Source organism: Variovorax sp. FW305-3-2-15-B-LB1, from assembly GCF_058787635.1.
The window spans coordinates 1-20845 of the sequence record NZ_JBYSZY010000082.1 but is presented as its reverse complement, the minus strand read 5'-3'; the positions used below and the strand labels follow the sequence as shown (position 1 = coordinate 20845).

Here is a 20845-nt window from a genome sequence, read left to right as displayed (position 1 = left end):
CCCGAAAGCCCACTGCCCATGGCAAACCAAGCCCTGATGGCCAACGCGATCCGCGCGCTGGCAATGGATGCCGTTCAACAAGCCAATTCCGGACATCCGGGCGCACCGATGGGCATGGCCGACATGGCCGTCGCCCTGTGGGGCGAGCACCTGCGCTACAACCCCGCCAACCCGCACTGGTTCGACCGCGACCGCTTCGTGCTGTCCAACGGCCACGCCTCGATGCTGATCTACGCGGTGCTGCACCTCACGGGCTACGACCTGCCCCTGGCCGAGATCAAGAACTTCCGCCAGCTGCACAGCAAGACCGCCGGCCACCCCGAAGTCGACGTCACCCCCGGCGTCGAGACCACCACCGGCCCGCTGGGTCAGGGCATCACCAATGCCGTGGGCTTCGCGCTGGCCGAGAAGCTGCTGGCCGCCGAGTTCAACCGCAAGGACCTGGCCATCGTCGACCACCACACCTACGCCTTCCTGGGCGACGGTTGCATGATGGAAGGCATCAGCCACGAAGCCTGCGCCCTCGCCGGCGCCTGGCACCTGAACAAGCTGATCGCCCTGTACGACGACAACGGCATCAGCATCGACGGCCAGGTCAAGCCCTGGTTCATCGACAACACCGAAGAGCGCTTCAAGGGCTACGGCTGGAACGTCGTCGGCCCGATCGACGGCAACGACGCCAAGGAAGTGGCCAAGGCCATCGCCAAGGCCAAGAAGGAAGCCACCAAGCCCACGCTGATCGTCTGCAAGACCACCATCGGCAAGGGCAGCCCGAACCGCGCCGGCACCGCCAAGGCGCACGGCGAGGCGCTGGGCGCCGAAGAAATCAAGCTCACGCGCGAAGCCATCGGCTGGCCCTACCCCGCCTTCGAAATCCCGGCCGAGGTGTATGCCGACTGGGACCACAAGGCCGAAGGCGCCAAGACCGAAGCCGCCTGGAACGACACCTTCGCCGCCTACACGGCCGCGTACCCCGAACTCGCCGCCGAGTTCACGCGCCGCATGAAAGGCGAGCTGCCCAAGAACTTCCACCAGGTCGCGTTCGACACCGTGGTCGCCGCCCACACCAAGGGCGAAACCGTGGCCAGCCGCAAGGCCAGCCAGCTCGCGCTTGAGGCCTTCACGGCCGCGCTGCCCGAAATGCTCGGCGGCAGCGCCGACCTCACGGGCTCCAACCTCACCAACACCAAGAGCACCGTCGCGCTGCGCTTCGACGCCAAGACCGGCGCCGTCGTGCTGAACGCGCCCCCCGCACCGGTGGTGCCCCAGGGCGGCGAAGACGAAGCCGCACAAGGCGATGCCGTCGAGCCGCCGCACGGCGAGATCGGCCGCCACATCAACTACGGCGTGCGCGAATTCGGCATGGCCGCCATCATGAACGGCGTGGCGCTGCACGGCGGCTACATCCCCTACGGCGGCACCTTCCTCACCTTCAGCGACTACAGCCGCAACGCCATCCGCATGGCCGCGCTCATGAAGCGCCGCGTGGTGCACGTGTTCACGCACGACTCCATCGGCCTGGGTGAAGACGGCCCGACGCACCAGTCGATCGAGCACGCCGCCTCGCTGCGCCTCATCCCGAACCTGGACGTCTGGCGTCCGGGCGACACGGCCGAAACCGCCGTGGCCTGGGCCGTGGCGCTGCAGAACCAGTCGCGCCCGACCGCGCTGCTGCTGAGCCGCCAGAACATCGCCTACGCCGCCAAGAGCGACCTGGGCGACATCAGCCGCGGCGCCTACGTGCTGTCCGAGCCCGAGAACGTCGGCCTCAAGAACAAGAAGACGGCCGCGGTCATCATCGCCACCGGCTCTGAAGTGCAGCTCGCGCTGGCCGCCCAGAAGCTGCTGGCCGACAAGAAGATCGCCGTGCGCGTGGTGTCGATGCCCTCGACCACCACCTTCGACCGCCAGGACCTGGCCTACAAGAAGGCCGTGCTGCCCAAGAAGATCCCGCGCGTCGCGGTCGAAATGGGCTGCACCGACGGCTGGTGGAAGTACGGCTGCGCGGCCGTGGTCGGCATCGACAGCTACGGCGAGTCGGCCCCCGCGCCCGTGCTGTTCAAGCACTTCGGTTTCACGGCGGAGAACGTGGCCGCCACCGTGGAAGCGGCCCTGCGCGACTGAGCGTCGCGCGGTTCGTCCTCTTCCCGTCCGATCAAAAGTTTTTCAACCTTAGGAGCAAGTCAGATGGCTATCAAACTCGGTATCAACGGCTTCGGCCGCATCGGTCGCAACGTGCTGCGCGCAGCCGTGCAGAACTTCAAGAACGACATCGAAATCGTTGCCATCAACGACTTGCTCGAGCCCGACTACCTGGCCTACATGCTCCAGTACGACTCGGTGCATGGCCGCTTCAAGGGTGAAGTCACGGTCGAAGGCAACACGCTGATCGTCAACGGCAAGAAGATCCGCCTGACGCAAGAGCGCGACCCGTCGCAGCTCAAGTGGAACGAAGTCGGCGCCGACATCGTGCTCGAGTCGACCGGCCTCTTCCTCACCAAGGAAACCGCGCAGAAGCACATCGACGCAGGCGCCAAGAAGGTGATCCTGTCGGCCCCCTCGAAGGACGACACCCCCATGTTCGTCTACGGCGTGAACGACAAGAAGTACGCCGGCGAAGCCATCATCAGCAACGCCAGCTGCACCACCAACTGCCTGGCCCCGCTGGCCAAGGTGCTGAACGACAAGTGGGGCATCAAGCGCGGCCTGATGACCACCGTGCACGCCGCCACCGCCACGCAGAAGACCGTGGACGGCCCGAGCAACAAGGACTGGCGCGGCGGCCGCGGCATCCTGGAAAACATCATTCCCTCGAGCACCGGCGCTGCCAAGGCCGTGGGCGTGGTGATCCCCGAGCTCAACAAGAAGCTCACCGGCATGAGCTTCCGCGTGCCGACCTCCGACGTGTCGGTGGTCGACCTGACCGTCGAACTCGTCAAGGACGCCACCTACGCCGAGATCTGCGCTGAAATGAAGGCACAGAGCGAAGGCGCACTGAAGGGCGTGCTGGGCTACACCGAAGACAAGGTCGTCGCCACCGACTTCCGCGGCGACCCGCGCACCTCGATCTTCGACGCCGAAGCCGGCATTGCGCTGGACGGCACTTTCGTGAAGCTCGTGAGCTGGTACGACAACGAATGGGGCTACTCGAACAAGTGCCTGGAGATGGTGAAGGTCGTGTCGAAGTAAGACGCCAGACGCCAAAAGAAACGCGCCCGAGGGCGCGTTTTTTATTGGCTGCGCGAGGTGCACTGCTGTGCCTCCTAGAATCAAATAACAATTCATTACGAGGAGAAGCACGTGATTGCAAGACTGGCTGGTATCTGCGCGGGTGCCCTGTTGATCGTGGGCTGCGCTCACCGGGCGGAAGTCGGGAGCACGTCGGCGGCTTACGAGGTCCGCCGTGACCGGGTCCAGTCGAGCAAGGCGTATGTCGCCGTGTCGAGCGATCTGGCGACGCTCGAGAAAACCGTCAAGCCGGGCCACATCTGCGGTCCGCACAACTTCCCGGTGGCACTGGGCCCAGCCATCAAGACGTCCATCGTGCGTACGGTCTCGGGGGCGCACTCATCGGTGGTGCCGATTTCGACAGCCTCGGAAGCGGGCCGCGATGGCGTGCTCTACACCTTTGCCCTCGATGACTTCAACCCGCGCCTGCGGTTCCAGCCGGGCTTCTTCGTTCCCACCGCGGATGCGAGCGTTGAGATCTCCATCAAGACCACGGCAGTTTCCGCCGATGGACGGGAACTCGCGACGACCACGGTGCGCGGCTTTGGCCAGGAGTCGCTCGATGGCCAATGCCCCGTGGGTGCAGAGGCCCTTGGGAAAGCCACTGAAAAGGCAATCCGGGTCTCGCTTGAAAACTTCGTGGCGCGTGTGATCAACCAGCGTCTGGACTGACCTCCGTCTGCAGGCCGCTCAGCGCAGCTTCTCGTTGCGCCGTATCTCGCTGCTGAGCTGCGCCGTCATTCGTGTGGCCGCGCGCCGTGCGGCCAGGCCGTAGTCGCCGTTGAACTCGCCGAACTCCGCCGTGCCGTTGCCGACCGCGCGCACGCGCGTGACTTCGGTGCCCGCGGTGTCGGTCACCACGCAGGCCACCTCGGCCGTGAAGGCGGTGGGCGGCCAGGTGATCCATGAGGACGAGCTCGAATCGGTCTTGATCTGCGGCGTGAACACCAGCGACACGCCCGCCGCCTCGTTGGCCTTGGCATCGCCGGCGGTGCGCAGCACGACCACGTTGCGGTAGACCGCACGCAGCGCGTCGCGGATCGATTTCTCGAGGTCGCGGTACGGGTAGTAGCTCACGCGGTCGCCGCTGCCGCCGGCGGTGGTCACCTGCAGGTCGCGTTGCGCGTCGGTCATCACGTAGGCCACCTTCTTGGGAATGAGGTGGGCGGTCGACCGCGGCGGTGCGGTCTCGGTGATCATTGTGATCGGGTGGGCGCAGCCCGCCAGCAGCACGGCGGTTGCCAGCATGGCGGCCAGCCGGGGCGTCAGGGAAGAAAGAAGCGTCATGGTGCGTTCCCGGCCTTACTGCGCAGGCGGCGCAATGGCCGCAACGAATTGCGGATCGGCATACACCTGCCGCAGCAGCGCCCGCACCAGCCGCGGGTACGCGGCCTGTCCGGCGGGCACGGCCACGATGTTGGCGTAGCTCGAATCGAAGGCGATCTCGCCGCGGTAGGTCTTGCGCAGCGTCTGCGCGGCGTTGCGCGTGACGGTGACTTCGACGTCCATGCGGCCCGAGCCGTTGATCACGCCCAGGTCGAGCTCGTTGACGAGGATGCGCGCCGCGATGCGCGTCGGCGCCTTGGGGTCGTAGACGGAGATCTCGCCCAGGTCGCGCATCAGCGCGTCTTCGAGGTACTGGGCGAAGGTGCCGCTGGGCGACACCAGCCTGGCGCGGCGCAGGCCCAGGGTGTTGATCTTGTCGTTGGGGTCGGTGGGTTGCACCTTGGCCACCGCGACCTTGCCGGGGTTGTGCGCCTCGAGCCGGTCGAGCGCCTCGTAGTCGGCGGCATAGGGCGGCGCGCCGAGCTGTGCGCAGCCCGTGGCCAGTGCCGCCAGCAGGAGCGCGCCAGTGCGCCAGCGCACGCCCTGCGGTCTGGAGACGATCGCCATGTCTTGAACCCCCTCGTCCGAGATGTCTTCTTCTCCCCGGCGCGAGGGTAGCAGGCATCGCGCCGCGCGCGAAGGCTACGGCGGCGCAGCCGGGTCAGATGGGTTCGAGCACGTGGATGCGCTTGCTCTCGGTGAGCTCCCTGGTCTGGGCGCTGAAGGCCGCCATGTGCGGCGCGACCGCGTGCGCCTGCAGGGCCGGCAGCGAGGCCCACTTCTCGATCACCACGAAGGTGTCGGGCCCGAAGCTGGCCTTGGACGGCGGAATGCCCTGCGCGTCGATCGTGGCCGCGTATTCGATGCAGCCCTCTTCGGCGAGCACGGCGGCGCGGTTGGCCTTGAAGGCTTCGAGCAGAAGGGCGCGCTGGCCGGGCTTGGCGGTGATGACGGCAACGACTTGGATCATGGAACAGGGTCTCCGGTGAAGTGACATGAACTGAGAAATGCAACGACCGAATCTACGAGATCGCACGGCGCTGCGCAGGTCCGGTGGGCGACAAGGCCCGCATGCACATGCCGCATGCGACAGTTACCGGGTAGACACACTCTCGCCCCGCCGCTGTCGCGCCGAGGTCATAGGATCGGGTCATCTTCCGCATCGACCTGCCTTTGCCATGTTCATCGTCACCCTGACCTACATCCGTCCGCTCGAGGAACTCGACGTGCTGATGGATGCGCATGTCACCTGGCTCAAGAAGCACTACGCCAGCGGCCTGTTCGTGGCCTCGGGGCGCCAGGTGCCGCGCAAGGGCGGCGTGATCCTCGCGCGCTCGGGCGACCGCGAGGGGCTCGAGGCGGTGCTGGCGCGCGACCCCTTCGTGCAGGGCGGCGTCGCGCGCACCGACGTGATCGAGTTCATCCCGAGCATGACCGCGCTGAGCGTCGAGGTGCTGCGCGGCTACTGAGAACCGCGCAGCCCCGGCAGCCGATGTAGATCAGGCCCCCGGCATTTCCTCGCGCCCGTCGGGGTGCCGCGCAAAGCGCGCGGCCTCGGCGCCATGCACCGGCGCCGGGTCGGCCCAGGGCCAGCCGCCGAACTGCGTGCGGCGGTAGTCGGCCATCGTCTGCGCGATCTCGGCCTGCGTGTTCATCACGAAGGGGCCGTACTGCGCCACCGGCTCGCCGATCGGGCGGCCCTGCAGCAGCAGGAACTCGCCCTCGCCCTCGGGGCCGTTGCACAGTTCCACGGCCGCGTCGGCGCGCAGCTCGATGGCCGCCGGTCCGTCCACGCGCCGGCCCGCCACCTGCGCGGTGGCGCCCTTGAAGAAATACAGCATGCGCCGCGTGCCCTCGCCGGCGGCGGGCGGCAGCGTCCAGCGCGCGCCGGGCGTCATGCGCAGCGTCCAGATCGCCAGGTCGGCGCCCGCCTGCGCGGCCCACGAATCGGGCGGCGGCGCGAGCGGGTCGATGGCCGCCTGGGCCTGCGCGTCATCGCCGCCGAAGCGCCCGGCGATCACCGCCACCTCGGTGCGGCCGCCCTGCGCATCGTCCGAGGCGAAGCGCGGAATCGCCTCCGACCAGAACATCGTGAAGTGCGGCTCGGCCATCTTGTTTTTCGCCGGCAGGTTGAGCCAGATCTGGAACAGCTCCAGCGGATTGGGCGCGCCGGCGTCCAGCAGCGGGAACATCTCCGAATGGACGATGCCCTTGCCGGCCGTGAGCCACTGCACGTCGCCGCCGCCGAAGCGCGCGGTGGCGCCCAGCGAGTCGGAATGGTCGACCAGGCCCTTGCGCACGATGGTCACCGTCTCGAAGCCGCGGTGCGGGTGCGAGGGAAAGCCCGGCACCGTCTCGCCGTGGTACATGCTCCAGCCGTCCTTGCGGCTGAAGTCCTGGCCGATCTGGCGGCCGGCCAGCGAGGCCTCGGGGCCCATGCGGCCGTTGCCCTTCGGGTACGCGTCGTCGTGGTAGACGCAGAACAGGAAGGGGTCGAGCGTCTGCCACGGGAAGCCGAGCGGCTGGACCTGGACGATGGGAGACGCGCTGTTGTTGTCGTTGCTGTCGGACATGTCGGTATTCCTTGGTGAGGCAGGCACGGCCGCCATGCGGGCCGTGCCGGAACCAGGAATATCGGGGCGCCGCCGCCTTTCGGTAGGTGCCTTCCGCGCAACGATCAAGAGCGCATATGGAACGATGGGCATCGTCCGGCCCCCGCGGTCACTGCGAGGGCATCTCGGCGTTCGGGTCCATGTAGACCAGTTCCCAGATGTGGCCGTCCAGGTCCTGGAAGCCGTGGCCGTACATGAAGCCGTAGTCTTTCGGCTCGCGCGGCGTCGTGCCGCCGGCGGCCACCGCCTTGGCGACCAGCTCGTCGACCTCGGCGCGGCTCTCGCACGACAGGCACACCAGCACCTCGTTCTCCTTGCGGGTGTCCGTGATGCCCTGGCTCGTGAAGGTCTTGAAGTAGTCCTCCATCAGCAGCATCGCGTGGATGCTGCCTTCGTGGATGACCATGCAGGCGGCGTTGGCGTCGGTGAACTGCGGGTTGAAGGTGTAGCCCAGCGCGCCGAAGAAAGCCTTGCTCTTGTCGAGGTTCCGGACGGGGAGGTTCACGAAGATCTGCTTGGTGGCCATGGTGTCTTTCCTGTATCGATGAAGGGTGGATCGGGTGTGTGTCGGCGTCTTTGTGTACGCCGTCCACAAAAGATATCAAAGAAAATGGACGGTGTCCACATGATTTTTCGGCGCACCGGAAATCGGCCGGCACCACCTCGTTGAGGGGAAAAAAGAGCGGGCATCATGAACACCATGGAAATCGAGTTCAAGTTCTGCATTCCCGCCGGCCGCCTGAAGGCCGTCGAAGCCGCATTGCGGCGCGGCACCGTCGTACGCACGCGCCTCCAGGCCCGTTATTTCGACACCGCCGACCAGCGCCTCGTCGCCGATGGCATGGTGCTGCGGCTGCGCAAGGAGGGCCGGCGCTGGGTGCAGACCGTCAAGGCCGCCGGCGACAACGCGCTGCACCGGCTCGAGCACAACGTCGACCTGGGCACCGGCGCCGCCGCGCCCGCCATCGACCCCGCCCGCCATGCCGGCACGCCCGTCGGCGAGCGGCTGGCCCGCCTGCTGCAAGCGGCCGACGGCGGCGCGGTGCCGCTGGTCGAACGCCAGTCAACCGACATCGTGCGGCTCACGCGCGACCTGCGCGTGAGCGGCCCGGCCGGCGCCGTGGTCGAGATGGCACTCGACGTCGGCAAGGTCGTCGCGCACGCGGGCACGCCCGCGCAGCGCGCCTCGCCCGTGTGCGAGCTGGAGCTCGAACTCAAGAGCGGCGACGTGCAGGGGCTCGTGGCGCTCGCGCGGCGCTGGTCGCAGCAGCACGGCCTGTGGTTCAGCACCGTCTCGAAGGCCGAGCGCGGCATGCGCCTGCTGGCCGAACAGGAGACGGTGCCCGCCGTGAAGGCCGAAGCGCCGCGCTTTTCCGCTCACAGCCGAGACGGCCGCGCCCTCCAGCAGGCCGTGGTCGCGTCGTGCCTTGACCAGATGCTGCCCAACGCCAGCGAGATCGCCGCGGGCAGCACCGACGAAGAACAGATCCACCAACTGCGCATCGGCATCCGCCGCCTGCGCACCGCGCTGCGCGAACTGGCGGGGCTCGACGCCGACACGAGCCGCTTCGACGCCGCCGGCTGGGAGCCGCCGCTGGTCGACGCCTTCCGCGCGCTCGGCGAACTGCGCGACCGTGAACAGGTCGTGAAGCTCGCGCAGCCGCGGCTGCGTGAAGCGGGGGCGCCGGAGGTCGATCCGCTGGCGGGTGATGCCGACAGTGTCGCTGCCGCGCCGGCACCGACACCCGGCGACATCGTGCGCGCCGCCGCGTTCCAGGACGTGCTGGTGTCGCTGATCGGCTTCACTGCCGCCGCACCCGAGTCGACGGGCCCGGCACCACTCGCCGCTGACGAGGCCCTTCAGCTGCTGCGCGAGCGGCTCCAGCGCCTGCACAAACAGGCCGCGCGCGATGGCCGGCGTTTCGAATCGCTCGCCACCGAACACCAGCACCGCGCGCGCAAACGGCTCAAGCGCCTGCGCTACCTGGCGGAGTTCGTGGCGCCGTTGTTCGCCGAGGCGGAAGGCGGCAAGAAGAAGGACGCGGCCGAGCGCTACCTGAAGGCCCTGCGCCCCGCGCAGGACGCGCTGGGCGAGTTCAATGACGAGGCCGTGGCGCTCGCGCTGTACCGCGAGGTCGCGGCGCGCGACCCGCGTGCGTGGTTCGCGGTCGGCTGGTTCAGCGCGCGCCGCGCGGCGGGGGCGACGGCGTGCTGCGAGGCGCTGGAGAGAATTAGCGAGGCGCCGAGGTTCTGGAAGAAATCCTAGCGGTTGTGCTCAATCGTCAAGGGCAAGCGCCAGTTGTTGCGAGCCTGGCAAAGCCGGATCGATCCGCCGGTCTGCCAGCTTCTTGGCGGCTACACCTGCTCCCCAGGCAAAGAGGGCGAGCCATGCGAGCCAAGCTGCAAACAGGCACAAGAGCACGGCCGACCACCGCTGCTCCTTCACCGTACTCTTTACAAACGCGGGAAAGCCGGCGTCCTTCAAGACGCCGCACAGCGCTTTCACCTCGACCTCGGAAAACGAGGTGCGGGCCCCGATGTCACCTGCAATGTTGGTGCAGTCCGAAGCCCTTAGCGAGGCTGTTTGCAGTGGCCATGCCGCCGTGATCTCCGTCGCAGTCGCCAGAAACAGCCGCCCAGTTGCCTTGAGAGAAAGAAGCGCGCGATCCGTGGGCAGGCTCGCCACGCTCAAGGCAAACACCGCAACCGCAGCAACGAAGCCTGCCAGCCGCGCGGCTTGGCTTGCGCGTCCTGGCAGCTTGTGTTCCTTGACTTGCCGAAGTTCAGCGTCAAAGAGTTCGCCGCAATGCCGAAGTGTCCTCATCTGCACGTCGTTGTGCTTCGCCCACTGAATGAGCTGATGGGCTTCCGTCAGGCTGGCCACAGGAATACCGGCGAACAGGCGGAAAGAAACCAGGCTTGTCTGCTCGTCGACGAACGCACGGACTTCTGGATCCGTGATTTCCTGTTTGCCATGCACCAACTGCCAAAGCCGGCGAATCAGTACATGGCGGGACTCTGTGCGCCAAATGACCCAGACGAACGCTGCGCCGATCAGGATCGGAGCAGCGATGCTGAAGAAACTGGAAATCTCGGAGACCGTGGCGAAATCCATCGCTCAACAAGGCTCAGTGATGGTGCCCGTGCGCCCCATGCACATGCCGGTGCTCGATCTCCACCGGCAGCGCCGCGCGCACGTCCGTCACCTGCAGGCTGAACTTCAGCGCCTTGCCGGCCCAGGGGTGGTTGCCGTCGAGCAGCACGACCGGGCCCTTGATCTTGGTCACGGTGAAGACGTGCTCGGTGCCGTCGTCGAGCCGGCCCTGCAGCTGGCCGCCCACCTTCACGCCGGGTGGGAACTCGGTCTTGGGGATGGTGCGCACCAGTGCTTCGTCACGCAGGCCGAAGGCGTCTTCGGGGGCGAGGTTCAGCGTGGTCTGGTAGCCCTTTTCCTGGCCGTCGAGCGCCTGCTCGATCTTGGGCAAGGTGTTCTCGTAACCGCCATGCAGGTAGGCCATCGGCTCGGGGCTGGCTTCGATGAGCTTGCCCTGGGCGTCGGCGACTTTGTACTTGAGGGTGACGACGGTGTCTTTTTCGATTTTCATGGCGGGCATTTTCTGTGGAAATCGATCCGCGTCCGAAGTCAGGTCATCCGCGCCCGCCACACATCCGGCAACGCCTCCTCCTCCCGCAACTTCTGCGTCACCATCCCGATGAACGCCGACACCGCCCGCGGCAGGTGCTTGCGGCTCGGGTAGACCACGCTGAGCCCGTGCCCGGTGCGCTGGTACTGCGGCAGCACCGGCACCAGCCGCCCGGCCTCCACGTCGAGCCGCCCCATGGCCGGCGGCAGCAGCGCGATGCCCAGGCCGGCGATGGCGGCCTTGCGCAGCGCCTGCGCGGTGTTGCCGCTGAAGCGGCCGCCGACCTGCACTTCTTCCTCCTTGCCGCCGGGCCCGGTCAGGCGCCAGGTGGTGCGGCCGCTCGGGTGGGCGGGGGTCACGCAGTCGTGGTCGGCCAGCTCAGGCAGCGTGGCGGGCGTGCCGCGCGCGGCCAGGTAGGCGGGGCTGGCGACGAGGCCGTCGGTGCGCGGGCCGAGCAGCTGGCGGGCGACGTACCCCGAGTCGGCCAGCGCGCCGCCGCGGAAGGCGATGTCGATCTGCTCGGCGATCAGGTCGGCCTTGGCGTCGCTGAGCACGAACTCGACGCGCACCAGCGGGTACGTGGCCAGGAAGTCGGCCACCCAGGCCATGGGGAAGAAGTCGAAGAAATCGGCCGTGGCCGCCACGCGCACGCGGCCGCTGGGTTCCTGGCTGCCGGTGATGAGCGCCTGCCCGGCCTCGACCAGCCCGTCGACCGCCTCGGCGCACTGTTCGTGAAAGGCCTGTCCGGCGCCGGTGAGCGTGAGCTTGCGGGTCGAGCGCTGCAGCAGCCGGGTGCCGAGCTGCGCCTCCAGCTGCTGGATGCGCCGGCTCACGGTGTTGGGCGGCAGGCCCAGCCGGCGGCCGGCCTCGGCGAAGCTGCCGTGGCGCACCACCTGCACGAAGACGGCGATGTCGTTGAGGTCGAGCATGGCGGGGTCTATTCCTTCTATTGATGGACGAGTGCAATCCGACTCTACCGTCTAGTCGATCAATGCGTGCGTGCCTAACCTTGGGTCCATGGCCTTGCGGCCTTCGACCACCCCCATTTCATTCAGGAGCACGCACCCCATGAGCGCACAACAACAACCCCGCATCGGCATCGTCATCGGCTCGACCCGCGAAGGCCGCTTCGGCGAGAAGCCCGCGCACTGGATCCACGAGATCGCGAAGCAGCGCACCGACCTGGCCTTCGAGCTGGTCGACCTGCGCGACCATCCGCTGCCCTTCTTCAACGAAGCCGGCGCACCCGCCTGGGGCCCGGTGAAGAACGAGGCCGCGCAGCGCTGGCAGGCCAAGCTGGCCACGTTCGACGGGCTGATCATCGTCACGCCCGAGTACAACCACGGCCCGAGCGCGGTGCTGAAGAACGCGATCGACTGGGCCTACAAGGAGTTCATCCGCAAGCCGATCGGCTTCGTGGGCTACGGCGGCGTGGGCGCGGCGCGGGCGGTGGAGCAGCTGCGGCTGGTCGCGGTCGAGATGCAGATGGCGCCGGTGCGCCACGCGGTGCACATCGGCATGGTCGAGTTCCTCGGCATCTGGCAGCAGGGCAAGTCCTTCGACGACTTCCCGCACCTGGCGCAGTCGGCCACGGGCCTGCTCGACGACATGGCGTGGTGGACCCGCGCACTGAAGACCGCCAGGGAGGCCGTATGAACGCAGTGGTTGCCACCGACACCCGCGCCATCGTTTACCGCACGCGCGGCGCGAAGCACGGGCCGATCACGCGGCTCATGAGCCCGGGCGACCTGGGCGAGTACCTCAAGCCCTTCGTGTTCCTCGACCTGTTCGGCTTCGATGTCGACGGCGGCCACAAGGGCTTCGGCCTGCACCCGCACTCGGGCATCGCCACGCTGACGTGGCTGATCGAAGGCGACACGCTGTACGAGGACACGACCGGCGAACAGGGCGTGCTGCGCGGCGGCGGCGTCGAGTGGATGCGCGCCGGCAACGGCGTGTGGCACACGGGCGCACCGGCGCCGGGCGTGACGCGCGTGCAGGGCTTCCAGCTCTGGGTGGCGCTGCCGGCCGCTGAAGAAAACGCGCCCGCGCAGAGCATTTACCTCGCGCCCTCGCAGGTGCCGCAGGAGGGCCCGGCGCGCGTGCTGCTCGGGCGCTACGGCGCGGCGCAGAGCCCCATTCCGGCGCCCTCGCCGATGAACTACCTGGCCGTGCGGTTGAAGGACGGCGAACGTTGGCGCTACACGCCGCCCGCCGGCCACACGGTGGGCTGGGTCGCGGTGAATGCGGGCCGGCTCGATGCGGGTGACGGCACCGGCGGCCCCATCGGCACGGGCGAGCTCGCGGTGTTCGAGGAGTCCGGCGCGGCCATCGACGTCGTGGCGCAGGGCGACACGGCCTTCGTGCTCGGTTCGGCGGTGCCGCATCCGCACGAGCTGGTGATGGGCCACTACTCGGTGCACACGAGCCGCGCGGCGCTCGACCGGGGCGAGGCCGAGATCCGCCGCATCGGCGCCACACTGCGCGCACAAGGCCGGCTCGGCTAGCCTGAACCACGCGTAAGCCAGCATGCGCCGCGCGAGCGGCTGCGCCAGAATCGTTCGCTTCTGTTTTTCGCGAACGATCCCGCAGCCGCCCGCCATGAATCTCGTCGACGCCTTCGCCGCCCACGCCACCCGTTTCATCGACATCCGGCGCGACATTCACGCGCACCCCGAACTCGGTTTCGAGGAGCACCGCACCTCCGAGAAGGTCGCGAGCCTGCTCACTGAATGGGGCATCGAGGTGCACCGCGGCATCGCGGGCACGGGCCTCGTCGGCGTGCTGCGCAAGGGCACGGGCAGTCGCACCATCGGCCTGCGCGCCGACATGGACGCGCTGCCGCTGCACGAAGCCAACGAGTTCGCCCACAAGTCGACGAACCCCGGCCGCATGCACGCCTGCGGCCACGACGGCCACACGACGATGCTGCTGGCCGCCGCCTGGCACCTGTCGCAACAAGGGCCCGATGATTTCGACGGCACCGTGCATTTCATCTTCCAGCCCGCCGAGGAGATGGGCAAGGCGGGCGCCAAGAAGATGATCGACGAGGGCCTGTTCGAGCGCTTTCCGTGCGACGCGGTCTTCGGGCTGCACAACTTTCCCGTCGGCGACGTGGGCCGCTTCGCGCTCAACGAAGGCGCGTTGATGGCATCGAGCAACACCTACAAGATCACCGTGCGCGGGCGCGGCACGCACGCCTCGATGCCGCACACCGGTATCGATCCGGTGGCCGCGGTGGTCACGCTGGCGCAGCAGCTGCAGACCATCGTGGCGCGCACCATTCCCAGCACCGAGCGCGCCCTGCTGGCGGTCACGCAGCTGCAGGGCTCGGATGCGCCGAACGTGATTCCCGATGTGGCGACGGTGGGCGGCACGATCCGCACCTTTTCCATCGAGGCCATCGACAAGCTGGAGGCGCGGCTGCGCGAAGTGGCGGCCGGCGTGGCGGCGGCGCATGGCTGCACGGCCGAGGTGTACTTCAACCGCTCCTCGCCGCCGACCGTGAACCATCCGGCCGAGGCGCGCTTTGCCGCCGGCGTGATGCGCGAGGTGGTGGGCGACGACATGGTCACCGCCAACTTCCCCGCCGTGATGGGCGCCGAAGACTTTGCCCACATGCTGCTCGCACGGCCCGGTTGCTACGCCTTCCTGGGCAATGGCGACGGCGACCACCGGCTGGACGGCCACGGGCCCGGCCCTTGCATCATCCACAACACCTCGTTCGACTTCAACGACGAGATCATCCCGATCGGTGCGAGCTACTTCGTGAAGCTGGTGCAGCGCTGGCTGCCGTCGGGCACCTGAAAAACAACTTTTTTGTTGACGATGAAAGCGGCCACCTCGATGACTTTTCCCCTGTTCACCCGACGTTCGCTGGCTGCGCTTGCAGCCGCCGTGGCCCTGGGCGGCCTTGGCGCCGCGCACGCGCAGCAGCGCGTGATCCACATCATCGTGCCCTTCGGCACGGGCGCCGTGCAGGACACGGTGGCGCGCGCCTTCAACAACGAGCTGGGCGTTGCGCTCGGCGGCAGCGCCATCGTCGAGAACCGCGCGGGCGCGGGCGGCACGGTGGGCGCGGCGGTGGTGGCCAAGGCGCCGGCCGACGGCAACACGCTGGTGCTGGCGGCGGCCAGCCACAACATCGCGGGCTTCCTGTACAGCAAGCTGCCCTACGACCCGCTGAAGGACTTCGTCGGCGTGGCCAACGTGGGCAACGCGGGCTATGTGCTGGCGGTGGCCAGCGGCATGAACGTGGCGAGCACGGCCGACTTCATCAAGGAGGTCAAGGCCAACCCCGGCAAGTACAACTACGCCTCGGCCGGCAACGGCAGCGCCACGCACCTGGCGATGGCGTCGTTCCTCGCGAAGGCCGGCCTGCAGATGACGCACATCCCGACCAAGTCGACCGGCGAGGCCGTGAACGAGGTGCTCGCGGGCCGCGTGCAGGCGGTCATCTCGTCGAGCATCGGCGTGATGGGTTTCCAGGACGACGCGCGCGTGAAGCTGCTGGCCTCCACGGGCCAGTCGCGCAGCCCCTTCCTGCCGAAGCTGCCGACGGTGGGCGAGAGCGGGTTGCCGGGCTACGCCTTCGATTCGTGGATCGGCCTGCTGGCGCCGGCGGGCACGCCGAAGGCCGAGGTCGAGCGCATCAACGCGGCGGCCAACAAGGTGCTGGCCGATCCGGCGATCCAGGAGCGCTTCAAGCGCCTGGGCGTGGAGCCGCGCAGCCAGAGTGCCGAAGCTTTCCAGAAGCTGCTGCGTGCGGACTGGGATGCGATGGGGGCTGTGGTGAAGGCTTCGGGGGCGAAGGTCGACTGACCTTCTTGTTGTTGTCCGGGTGGGTGCTCCTGTTCGGGGCGCGTGCCCGGGCCACCGGGTACTTCCCTCCGCGAATGTCCCCCGGGGCTTCGCCCCTCCTCCTTGATTTCGCTGCGGGAAGCACCCAGTGTCCCGGGCACGGGGCACGCTGCTGGTTCTCCGCTGATCAACCACCGCACTGACCCGATCACGTCGATGGGGTGCCTTGCGCAGCGAAATCAAGGGGGAGGCCGCAGGCCGGAGGACATTCGCGGAGCAAGGCACCCCGTCGGCGTGATCGCGCCCCGAACGGCCCGTTCGTTCACAGATATCACAGAACCCCAGCGACCGAAAGAGCGCTTGCCCCACAGATATCCACGAGATATGTGCTTAATATATTTAAACTGAGACAGGTCTCCCATGCACTCGGACCCTGTCGTTTTTCATTGTTCCCAACCCTAGGAAGAAGCATGAAGTCACAAGCAGGCATGGTTTCCTCACTCAGTCTCGCGGGCCTGGTCGCCCTGGCCGTGGCCAGCCCCGCGCAGGCCCAGGAGCAAGTGGTCAAGATCGGCCACAGCGGTCCGCTGTCGGGTCCCAACGCCTTCGCGGGCAAGGACAATGAAAACGGCATCCGCCTGGCCATCGAGGAGCTCAACGCGAAGAAGCTCAGCGTCGGCGGCAAGACGCTGAAGTTCGAGCTGGTCTCCGAAGACGACCAGTGCGACGCCAAGACCGGCGTCAGCGTGGCGCAGAAGTTCGTCGACGACGGCGTCAAGTTCGTCATGGGCCCGTACTGCTCGGGCGTGGCCATTCCGGCCTCGCGCATCTACAGCGACGGCGGCACGCTGGTGTCCACCGTGGGCACCAATCCGAAGGTCACGCAGGGCGGCTACAAGAACCTGTACCGCATCATTGCCAGCGACAACCAGATCGGCGGTGCCATGGCCGTGTACGCGGCCAAGGAACTGAAGGTGAAGAAGGTCGGCGTGATCGACGACCGCACGGCCTTCGGCCAGGGCCTCGCCGAAGAGTTCACCAAGGAGGCGAAGAAGCAGGGCCTCACCATCGTCGGCCAGGAGTTCACCACCGACAAGGCCGTCGACTTCACCGCCATCCTGACCAACATGAAGGGCAAGGCGCCCGAGGCGATCTTCTTCGGCGGCTATGCGCCGCAGGCCGCGCCCATGGCGCGCCAGATGAAGCAGCTGGCCGTGCCCGGCAAGCTGCTGGGCGGCGACACGGTGTGCAGCCCGGCCACCGGCAAGATCGGCGGCGACGCGGTGAACGACCTGGTGTTCTGCGCGCAGGGCGGCTCCATGCTCGAGAAGGCGCAAAGCGGCCCGGCCTTCAAGGAGAAGTTCAAGAAGCGCTTCAACGTCGATCCCGATGCGTACGCCGCCTCGTACTACGACCAGGTGCTGTTCATCGGCGAGTCGATGAAGAAGGCCAACGCCATCGACCCCGACAAGGTCGGCGCCGAGCTCTACAAGGCCACCTACAAGGGCGTGGCCGCGACCTATGCCTACGACGACAAGGGCAACATGAAGCAGGCGCCCATCACCGTCTTCACGTTCAAGAACGCGGCCCCCGTGCCGATCGCCAGTTACTGAGTGAGCCCCACACCCATGCAACGCATCCAGGTCATCGACTCGCACACGGGCGGCGAGCCCACGCGCCTTGTGATCGGCGGCTTTCCCGATCTGGGAAGGGGCTCCATGGCTGAGCGCCGCACGCTGCTGGCCGATCAGCATGACAAGTGGCGCGCCGCCGCCGTGCTCGAGCCGCGCGGCAGCGATGTCGTGGTCGGCGCGCTGCTGTGCGAGCCGGTGTCGCCCGATGCGGCGGCCGGCGTGGTCTTCTTCAATAACGCCGGCTACCTGGGCATGTGCGGCCACGGCACCATCGGGCTGGTCGCGAGCCTGGCGCACATGGGCCGCATCGGCGTGGGCGAGCACCGCATCGAGACGCCCGTGGGCACGGTCACGACCACGCTGCACGAAGACGGCTCGGTGAGCGTGCGCAACGTGCCCGCGTACCGGCACCTGCACCAGGTGGCGGTCGACCTGCCGGGCAACGGCACGGTGCGCGGCGATGTGGCGTGGGGCGGCAACTGGTTCTTCCTCGTGAGCGAGCACGGCCAGCGCGTGGCGAGCGACAACCTCGCGGCGCTGACCGACTACACGGCCGCCTTGCGCAAGGCGCTGGCGGCGCAGGGCATCACGGGCGCGAACGGTGCGGAGATCGACCACATCGAACTCTTCTCGAACGATGACGAAGGCGCCGACAGCCGCAACTTCGTTCTGTGCCCCGGCAACGCCTACGACCGCTCGCCCTGCGGCACCGGCACCAGCGCCAAGATCGCCTGCCTCGCGGCCGACGGCAAGCTCGCGCCGGGCGCGGTGTGGCGGCAGGCCAGCGTGATCGGCAGCGTCTTCGAGGCGAGCTACGCGATGGACGGCGACCAGGTCATTCCCACGCTGCGTGGCCGCGCGCACATCAGTGCCGAAGCCACATTGCTCATCGACGACGAAGACCCCTTCGGCTGGGGCATCCGCCTCTGACACCGGGGCGCATGGACGCGGACGTCATCGTCATCGGCGCCGGCATCGTCGGCGCGGCGTGTGCCCATGCGCTGGCGCAGGCCGGGCGCCGCGTGTGCGTGCTCGACGCGCGCCTGGGCGGTGCCACCGGCGCGGGCATGGGCCACCTGGTGGTGATGGACGACAACGCGGCCGAACTCGAGCTCAGCCGCCACTCGGTCGCGCAATGGCGCGCGCTCGCGCCGCGCCTGGGCGCCGACTGCGCCTACAGCCCCTGCGGCACGCTCTGGATCGCGGCGAACGACGAGGAAATGGCCGAAGCCGAACGCAAGCAGCTGCGGCTGGGCGCGCTCGGCATCGAGAGCCGACTGCTGAATGCGGCCGAACTCGCGCGCGCCGAGCCCGCGTTGCGCGCCGGCCTGTCGGGCGCGCTCGAAGTGCCGGGCGACGGCATCCTCTATGCGCCGAACGCGGCGCGCTGGCTGCTCGCGCAGCACGCGGCGTCGGTGCATGTCGAACACGCGAAGGTCGAGGCCATCGAAGACGACGGCACGCTGCGCCTGGCCGATGGCAGCCGCCGCACCGCGCCGCAGGTCGTGCTCGCCAACGGCATCGAGGCGACGACGCTGTGCCCCGAGCTGCCGATCCGCCCCAAGAAGGGCCACCTGCTCATCACCGACCGCTACCCGGGCACGGTGCGCCACCAGCTCGTCGAGCTCGGCTACGTGACCAGCGCGCACCACAGCGACGGCGACTCGGTCGCCTTCAACGTGCAGCCGCGCCCCACGGGGCAGCTGCTGGTGGGCTCGTCGCGCCAGTTCGACACGACCGACCTGGCCGTCGAGGCGCCGATGCTCGCGCGCATGCTGCAGCGCACGCTGGACTACCTGCCGGGGCTCGCCGACCTGAACGCCGTGCGCGCATGGACCGGCCTGCGCGCCGCCTCGCCCGACGGCCTGCCGCTGCTGGGCAGGCACCCGTGGCGCGAGAAGCTCTGGCTCGCCGTCGGCCACGAAGGGCTGGGCGTGACCACGGCACCGGGCAGCGCGCACGTGCTCGCGGCGCTGATGACCGGCGCAACGCCCGACTTCGACGCCGCGCCGTATGCGCCGCGCGGCCTGCGGGAGCGGGCATGAGCGCTCAGACCTTGCTGCACATCGATGGCCAGCCCGTGCGCGTGAAGGCGGGCAGCTCGGTCGCCGCCGCGTTGCGCATCACCGGCGGCATGGGCGCGGCGCGCACCTCCGTCACGGGCCAGCCGCGCGCGCCGTTCTGCGGCATGGGCGTGTGCCAGGAATGCCGCGTGCAGATCGACGGGCGGCGCCGCCTCGCGTGCCAGACCGTGTGCGCCGAGGGCATGCGCGTGGAGACGACGGCATGAGCGGCGTGGCGATCGACGCGTGCGATGTGCTGGTCGTCGGCGCGGGCCCGGCGGGCATGGCCGCGGCCGTGGCGGCGGCCAGCGGTGCGTCGGTCGTGGTGATCGACGACAACCCCGCGCCTGGCGGACAGATCTGGCGCGACGGCCCCGGCGCGTCGCTGCCACCGGCGGCACGCCAGTGGCGCGAGGCGCTCGCACGCCACGCGAACCTGCGCGTGCGCAGCGGCACGCGTGTGGTCGCTGCGCCTGCTTCGCATGAACTGCTGCTCGAAGACGCCGAGGGCGCGACGCGCATGCGATGGACAAAGCTCATCCTGTGCACCGGCGCCCGCGAGCTGCTGCTGCCCTTCCCCGGTTGGACGCTGCCCGGTGTGACGGGCGCGGGCGGCCTGCAGGCGCTGATCAAGGCCGGCTTGCCGGTCGCGGGCGAGCGCATCGTCATCGCTGGCAGCGGGCCCTTGCTGCTGGCCGCCGCCGCCACGGCCAAGGCGGCGGGCGCGCAGGTGCTGCGCATCGCTGAGCAAGCGTCGTTCGCCTCGGTCGCGGCCTTCGGCGCCAGCCTCGTGCGCTGGCCCGGCAAGGCCGTGCAGGCGCTCACGCTGGCCGATGCGAACTACCGCACCGCGTCGCGCGTGGTCTCGGCGCAGGGCACGACGCAGGTCGAATCGGTGCGGCTGCGCCAAGGTGATCGTGAGGTCGAGATGGCCTGCGATCGCATCGCCTGCGGTTTCGGGCTCACGCCCAACACGCAGCTGGGCCAGCTGCTCGGCTGCGCGCTCGCGGGGCCGGGGCTCGCGGTCGATGCGTTGCAGGCCACGAGCGTCGCGGGCATCTACGCGGCCGGTGAATGCACCGGCTTCGGCGGCAGCGAGCGTGCGCTGGTGCAGGGCACCATCGCCGGTCACGCGGCCGTTGGCGAGGCCGCGAAGGCCCGCACCCACGACCGCGAACGCGCCCGCTGGGATGCCTTCGCCGCCCAGCTGCACCGCCGCTTCGCGCTGGTCGACGACCTCAAGGCCCTGCCCCGCCCCGACACGCTCGTGTGCCGCTGCGAGGACGTGCCCTTTGCCGCGCTTTCGGCCTGCACCGGCTGGACCGACGCCAAGCTGCACCGCCGCTGCGGCATGGGCGCCTGCCAGGGGCGCGTGTGCGGCGACGCGGCGCAGTTCCTGTTCGGCTGGACGCCGCCCGCGCCGCGCCCGCCGCTGGTGCCAGTGCGCATCGAGACACTGGCCGGGCTTGCAGCTCCCGGCGACGCCCGACAATGACGGCCACGCATCCGCACACGCACGAGCACATCCACACCCCCAC

22 protein-coding genes are annotated in these 20845 nt (G+C 68.7%); 14 read left to right on the top strand and 8 right to left on the bottom strand.

Translation table 11 applies throughout. The annotated features are described in order from the left end of the window. Positions 1-18 precede the first annotated feature (18 nt). From AC3WQR_RS29850 to AC3WQR_RS29840, 3 genes are all read left to right on the top strand, one after another. Positions 19-2124 (top strand): transketolase family protein, encoded by a 2106-nt coding sequence (locus AC3WQR_RS29850; RefSeq protein WP_492745599.1) that lies wholly within the window; start codon positions 19-21, stop codon positions 2122-2124. Between the two features lie 63 nt (positions 2125-2187). Then, complete coding sequence (gene gap, locus AC3WQR_RS29845; RefSeq protein WP_369630712.1) at positions 2188-3189, top strand: type I glyceraldehyde-3-phosphate dehydrogenase; 1002 nt, start codon at positions 2188-2190, stop codon at positions 3187-3189. 111 nt (positions 3190-3300) lie between these two features. Next, positions 3301-3900, top strand: a complete 600-nt coding sequence (locus AC3WQR_RS29840) for a hypothetical protein (protein WP_083259363.1) — start codon at positions 3301-3303, stop codon at positions 3898-3900. Positions 3901-3918: 18 nt separating this feature from the next. Here the strand turns inward: AC3WQR_RS29840 and AC3WQR_RS29835 are convergent, their stop codons facing one another. The 3 genes from AC3WQR_RS29835 to AC3WQR_RS29825 form a co-directional block, all read right to left on the bottom strand. Beyond that, positions 3919-4515: a hypothetical protein gene (locus AC3WQR_RS29835; RefSeq protein ID WP_492745595.1), complete on the bottom strand. Its 597-nt coding sequence runs from the start codon at positions 4513-4515 to the stop codon at positions 3919-3921. A 15-nt stretch (positions 4516-4530) separates the two neighbouring features. Continuing rightward, positions 4531-5121: a hypothetical protein gene (locus AC3WQR_RS29830; RefSeq protein WP_492745593.1), complete on the bottom strand. Its 591-nt coding sequence runs from the start codon at positions 5119-5121 to the stop codon at positions 4531-4533. A gap of 94 nt (positions 5122-5215) precedes the next feature. Further along, positions 5216-5524, bottom strand: coding sequence for a putative quinol monooxygenase (locus AC3WQR_RS29825; RefSeq protein WP_062473527.1), 309 nt, complete (start codon positions 5522-5524; stop codon positions 5216-5218). 208 nt (positions 5525-5732) lie between these two features. Between AC3WQR_RS29825 and AC3WQR_RS29820 the strand changes: the two genes are divergently transcribed. After that, positions 5733-6023 carry a YciI family protein gene (locus tag AC3WQR_RS29820; protein WP_492745591.1) on the top strand — a complete coding sequence of 97 codons (291 nt, stop codon included), beginning with the start codon at positions 5733-5735 and terminating at the stop codon, positions 6021-6023. A gap of 30 nt (positions 6024-6053) precedes the next feature. On the opposite strand, the gene AC3WQR_RS29815 is transcribed toward AC3WQR_RS29820, so the two are convergent. Then, a complete protein-coding gene (locus tag AC3WQR_RS29815; RefSeq protein ID WP_492745589.1) occupies positions 6054-7127 on the bottom strand; it encodes a pirin family protein in 1074 nt (357 codons plus the stop codon). Positions 7128-7275: 148 nt separating this feature from the next. Further along, positions 7276-7692, bottom strand: coding sequence for a VOC family protein (locus AC3WQR_RS29810; RefSeq protein ID WP_492745587.1), 417 nt, complete (start codon positions 7690-7692; stop codon positions 7276-7278). Between the two features lie 165 nt (positions 7693-7857). Here AC3WQR_RS29810 and AC3WQR_RS29805 point away from each other — a divergent pair, with 165 nt between their 5' ends. Then, on the top strand, positions 7858-9432 hold the full coding sequence (locus tag AC3WQR_RS29805) for a CYTH and CHAD domain-containing protein (protein WP_492745585.1): 1575 nt from the start codon (positions 7858-7860) through the stop codon (positions 9430-9432). 9 nt (positions 9433-9441) lie between these two features. On the opposite strand, the gene AC3WQR_RS29800 is transcribed toward AC3WQR_RS29805, so the two are convergent. The 3 genes from AC3WQR_RS29800 to AC3WQR_RS29790 are packed head-to-tail and all read right to left on the bottom strand — an operon-like array spanning position 9442 to position 11739. After that, positions 9442-10281, bottom strand: coding sequence for a DUF6216 family protein (locus AC3WQR_RS29800; RefSeq protein ID WP_492682045.1), 840 nt, complete (start codon positions 10279-10281; stop codon positions 9442-9444). Between the two features lie 13 nt (positions 10282-10294). Continuing rightward, positions 10295-10771: an FKBP-type peptidyl-prolyl cis-trans isomerase gene (locus AC3WQR_RS29795; RefSeq protein ID WP_062473516.1), complete on the bottom strand. Its 477-nt coding sequence runs from the start codon at positions 10769-10771 to the stop codon at positions 10295-10297. Positions 10772-10809: 38 nt separating this feature from the next. After that, positions 10810-11739, bottom strand: coding sequence for a LysR family transcriptional regulator (locus AC3WQR_RS29790; RefSeq protein ID WP_139702923.1), 930 nt, complete (start codon positions 11737-11739; stop codon positions 10810-10812). 139 nt (positions 11740-11878) lie between these two features. On the opposite strand from AC3WQR_RS29790, the gene AC3WQR_RS29785 reads away from it, so the two are divergent. The 9 genes from AC3WQR_RS29785 (at position 11879) to AC3WQR_RS29745 (ending at position 20802) form a co-directional block, all read left to right on the top strand. Then, positions 11879-12466 (top strand): NADPH-dependent FMN reductase, encoded by a 588-nt coding sequence (locus AC3WQR_RS29785; protein WP_492745583.1) that lies wholly within the window; start codon positions 11879-11881, stop codon positions 12464-12466. After that, complete coding sequence (locus tag AC3WQR_RS29780; RefSeq protein ID WP_492745580.1) at positions 12463-13317, top strand: pirin family protein; 855 nt, start codon at positions 12463-12465, stop codon at positions 13315-13317. The genes AC3WQR_RS29785 and AC3WQR_RS29780 overlap by 4 nt, the downstream gene beginning before the upstream one ends. Before the next feature lie 94 nt (positions 13318-13411). Continuing rightward, positions 13412-14617, top strand: a complete 1206-nt coding sequence (locus AC3WQR_RS29775) for a M20 aminoacylase family protein (RefSeq protein ID WP_492745578.1) — start codon at positions 13412-13414, stop codon at positions 14615-14617. Positions 14618-14656: 39 nt separating this feature from the next. Continuing rightward, on the top strand, positions 14657-15631 hold the full coding sequence (locus tag AC3WQR_RS29770) for a tripartite tricarboxylate transporter substrate-binding protein (protein WP_492745576.1): 975 nt from the start codon (positions 14657-14659) through the stop codon (positions 15629-15631). A 449-nt stretch (positions 15632-16080) separates the two neighbouring features. Next, entirely contained in the window at positions 16081-17223 is a 1143-nt protein-coding gene (locus AC3WQR_RS29765; RefSeq protein ID WP_095948363.1) for a branched-chain amino acid ABC transporter substrate-binding protein, read from the top strand. Positions 17224-17238: 15 nt separating this feature from the next. After that, positions 17239-18174 carry a 4-hydroxyproline epimerase gene (locus AC3WQR_RS29760; protein WP_492745574.1) on the top strand — a complete coding sequence of 312 codons (936 nt, stop codon included), beginning with the start codon at positions 17239-17241 and terminating at the stop codon, positions 18172-18174. 11 nt (positions 18175-18185) lie between these two features. Beyond that, a complete protein-coding gene (locus AC3WQR_RS29755) occupies positions 18186-19289 on the top strand; it encodes an NAD(P)/FAD-dependent oxidoreductase (RefSeq protein WP_492745572.1) in 1104 nt (367 codons plus the stop codon). Then, positions 19286-19534, top strand: a complete 249-nt coding sequence (locus AC3WQR_RS29750; protein ID WP_492745570.1) for a (2Fe-2S)-binding protein — start codon at positions 19286-19288, stop codon at positions 19532-19534. Before AC3WQR_RS29755 ends, AC3WQR_RS29750 begins: the two co-directional genes overlap by 4 nt. Beyond that, positions 19531-20802 (top strand): FAD-dependent oxidoreductase, encoded by a 1272-nt coding sequence (locus tag AC3WQR_RS29745; protein ID WP_492745568.1) that lies wholly within the window; start codon positions 19531-19533, stop codon positions 20800-20802. Before AC3WQR_RS29750 ends, AC3WQR_RS29745 begins: the two co-directional genes overlap by 4 nt. Positions 20803-20845 lie beyond the last annotated feature (43 nt).

Bases quoted from the DNA above. Each gene is read 5' to 3' on its own strand.
- AC3WQR_RS29850 (WP_492745599.1), top strand. From the start codon at position 19: ATGGCAAACCAAGCCCTGATGGCCAACGCGATCCGCGCGCTGGCAATG.
- gap (WP_369630712.1), top strand. From the start codon at position 2,188: ATGGCTATCAAACTCGGTATCAACGGCTTCGGCCGCATCGGTCGCAAC.
- AC3WQR_RS29835 (WP_492745595.1), bottom strand. From the start codon at position 4,515: ATGACGCTTCTTTCTTCCCTGACGCCCCGGCTGGCCGCCATGCTGGCA.
- AC3WQR_RS29830 (WP_492745593.1), bottom strand. From the start codon at position 5,121: ATGGCGATCGTCTCCAGACCGCAGGGCGTGCGCTGGCGCACTGGCGCG.
- AC3WQR_RS29825 (WP_062473527.1), bottom strand. From the start codon at position 5,524: ATGATCCAAGTCGTTGCCGTCATCACCGCCAAGCCCGGCCAGCGCGCC.
- AC3WQR_RS29820 (WP_492745591.1), top strand. From the start codon at position 5,733: ATGTTCATCGTCACCCTGACCTACATCCGTCCGCTCGAGGAACTCGAC.
- AC3WQR_RS29815 (WP_492745589.1), bottom strand. From the start codon at position 7,127: ATGTCCGACAGCAACGACAACAACAGCGCGTCTCCCATCGTCCAGGTC.
- AC3WQR_RS29810 (WP_492745587.1), bottom strand. From the start codon at position 7,692: ATGGCCACCAAGCAGATCTTCGTGAACCTCCCCGTCCGGAACCTCGAC.
- AC3WQR_RS29805 (WP_492745585.1), top strand. From the start codon at position 7,858: ATGAACACCATGGAAATCGAGTTCAAGTTCTGCATTCCCGCCGGCCGC.
- AC3WQR_RS29800 (WP_492682045.1), bottom strand. From the start codon at position 10,281: ATGGATTTCGCCACGGTCTCCGAGATTTCCAGTTTCTTCAGCATCGCT.
- AC3WQR_RS29795 (WP_062473516.1), bottom strand. From the start codon at position 10,771: ATGAAAATCGAAAAAGACACCGTCGTCACCCTCAAGTACAAAGTCGCC.
- AC3WQR_RS29790 (WP_139702923.1), bottom strand. From the start codon at position 11,739: ATGCTCGACCTCAACGACATCGCCGTCTTCGTGCAGGTGGTGCGCCAC.
- AC3WQR_RS29785 (WP_492745583.1), top strand. From the start codon at position 11,879: ATGAGCGCACAACAACAACCCCGCATCGGCATCGTCATCGGCTCGACC.
- AC3WQR_RS29780 (WP_492745580.1), top strand. From the start codon at position 12,463: ATGAACGCAGTGGTTGCCACCGACACCCGCGCCATCGTTTACCGCACG.
- AC3WQR_RS29775 (WP_492745578.1), top strand. From the start codon at position 13,412: ATGAATCTCGTCGACGCCTTCGCCGCCCACGCCACCCGTTTCATCGAC.
- AC3WQR_RS29770 (WP_492745576.1), top strand. From the start codon at position 14,657: ATGACTTTTCCCCTGTTCACCCGACGTTCGCTGGCTGCGCTTGCAGCC.
- AC3WQR_RS29765 (WP_095948363.1), top strand. From the start codon at position 16,081: ATGAAGTCACAAGCAGGCATGGTTTCCTCACTCAGTCTCGCGGGCCTG.
- AC3WQR_RS29760 (WP_492745574.1), top strand. From the start codon at position 17,239: ATGCAACGCATCCAGGTCATCGACTCGCACACGGGCGGCGAGCCCACG.
- AC3WQR_RS29755 (WP_492745572.1), top strand. From the start codon at position 18,186: ATGGACGCGGACGTCATCGTCATCGGCGCCGGCATCGTCGGCGCGGCG.
- AC3WQR_RS29750 (WP_492745570.1), top strand. From the start codon at position 19,286: ATGAGCGCTCAGACCTTGCTGCACATCGATGGCCAGCCCGTGCGCGTG.
- AC3WQR_RS29745 (WP_492745568.1), top strand. From the start codon at position 19,531: ATGAGCGGCGTGGCGATCGACGCGTGCGATGTGCTGGTCGTCGGCGCG.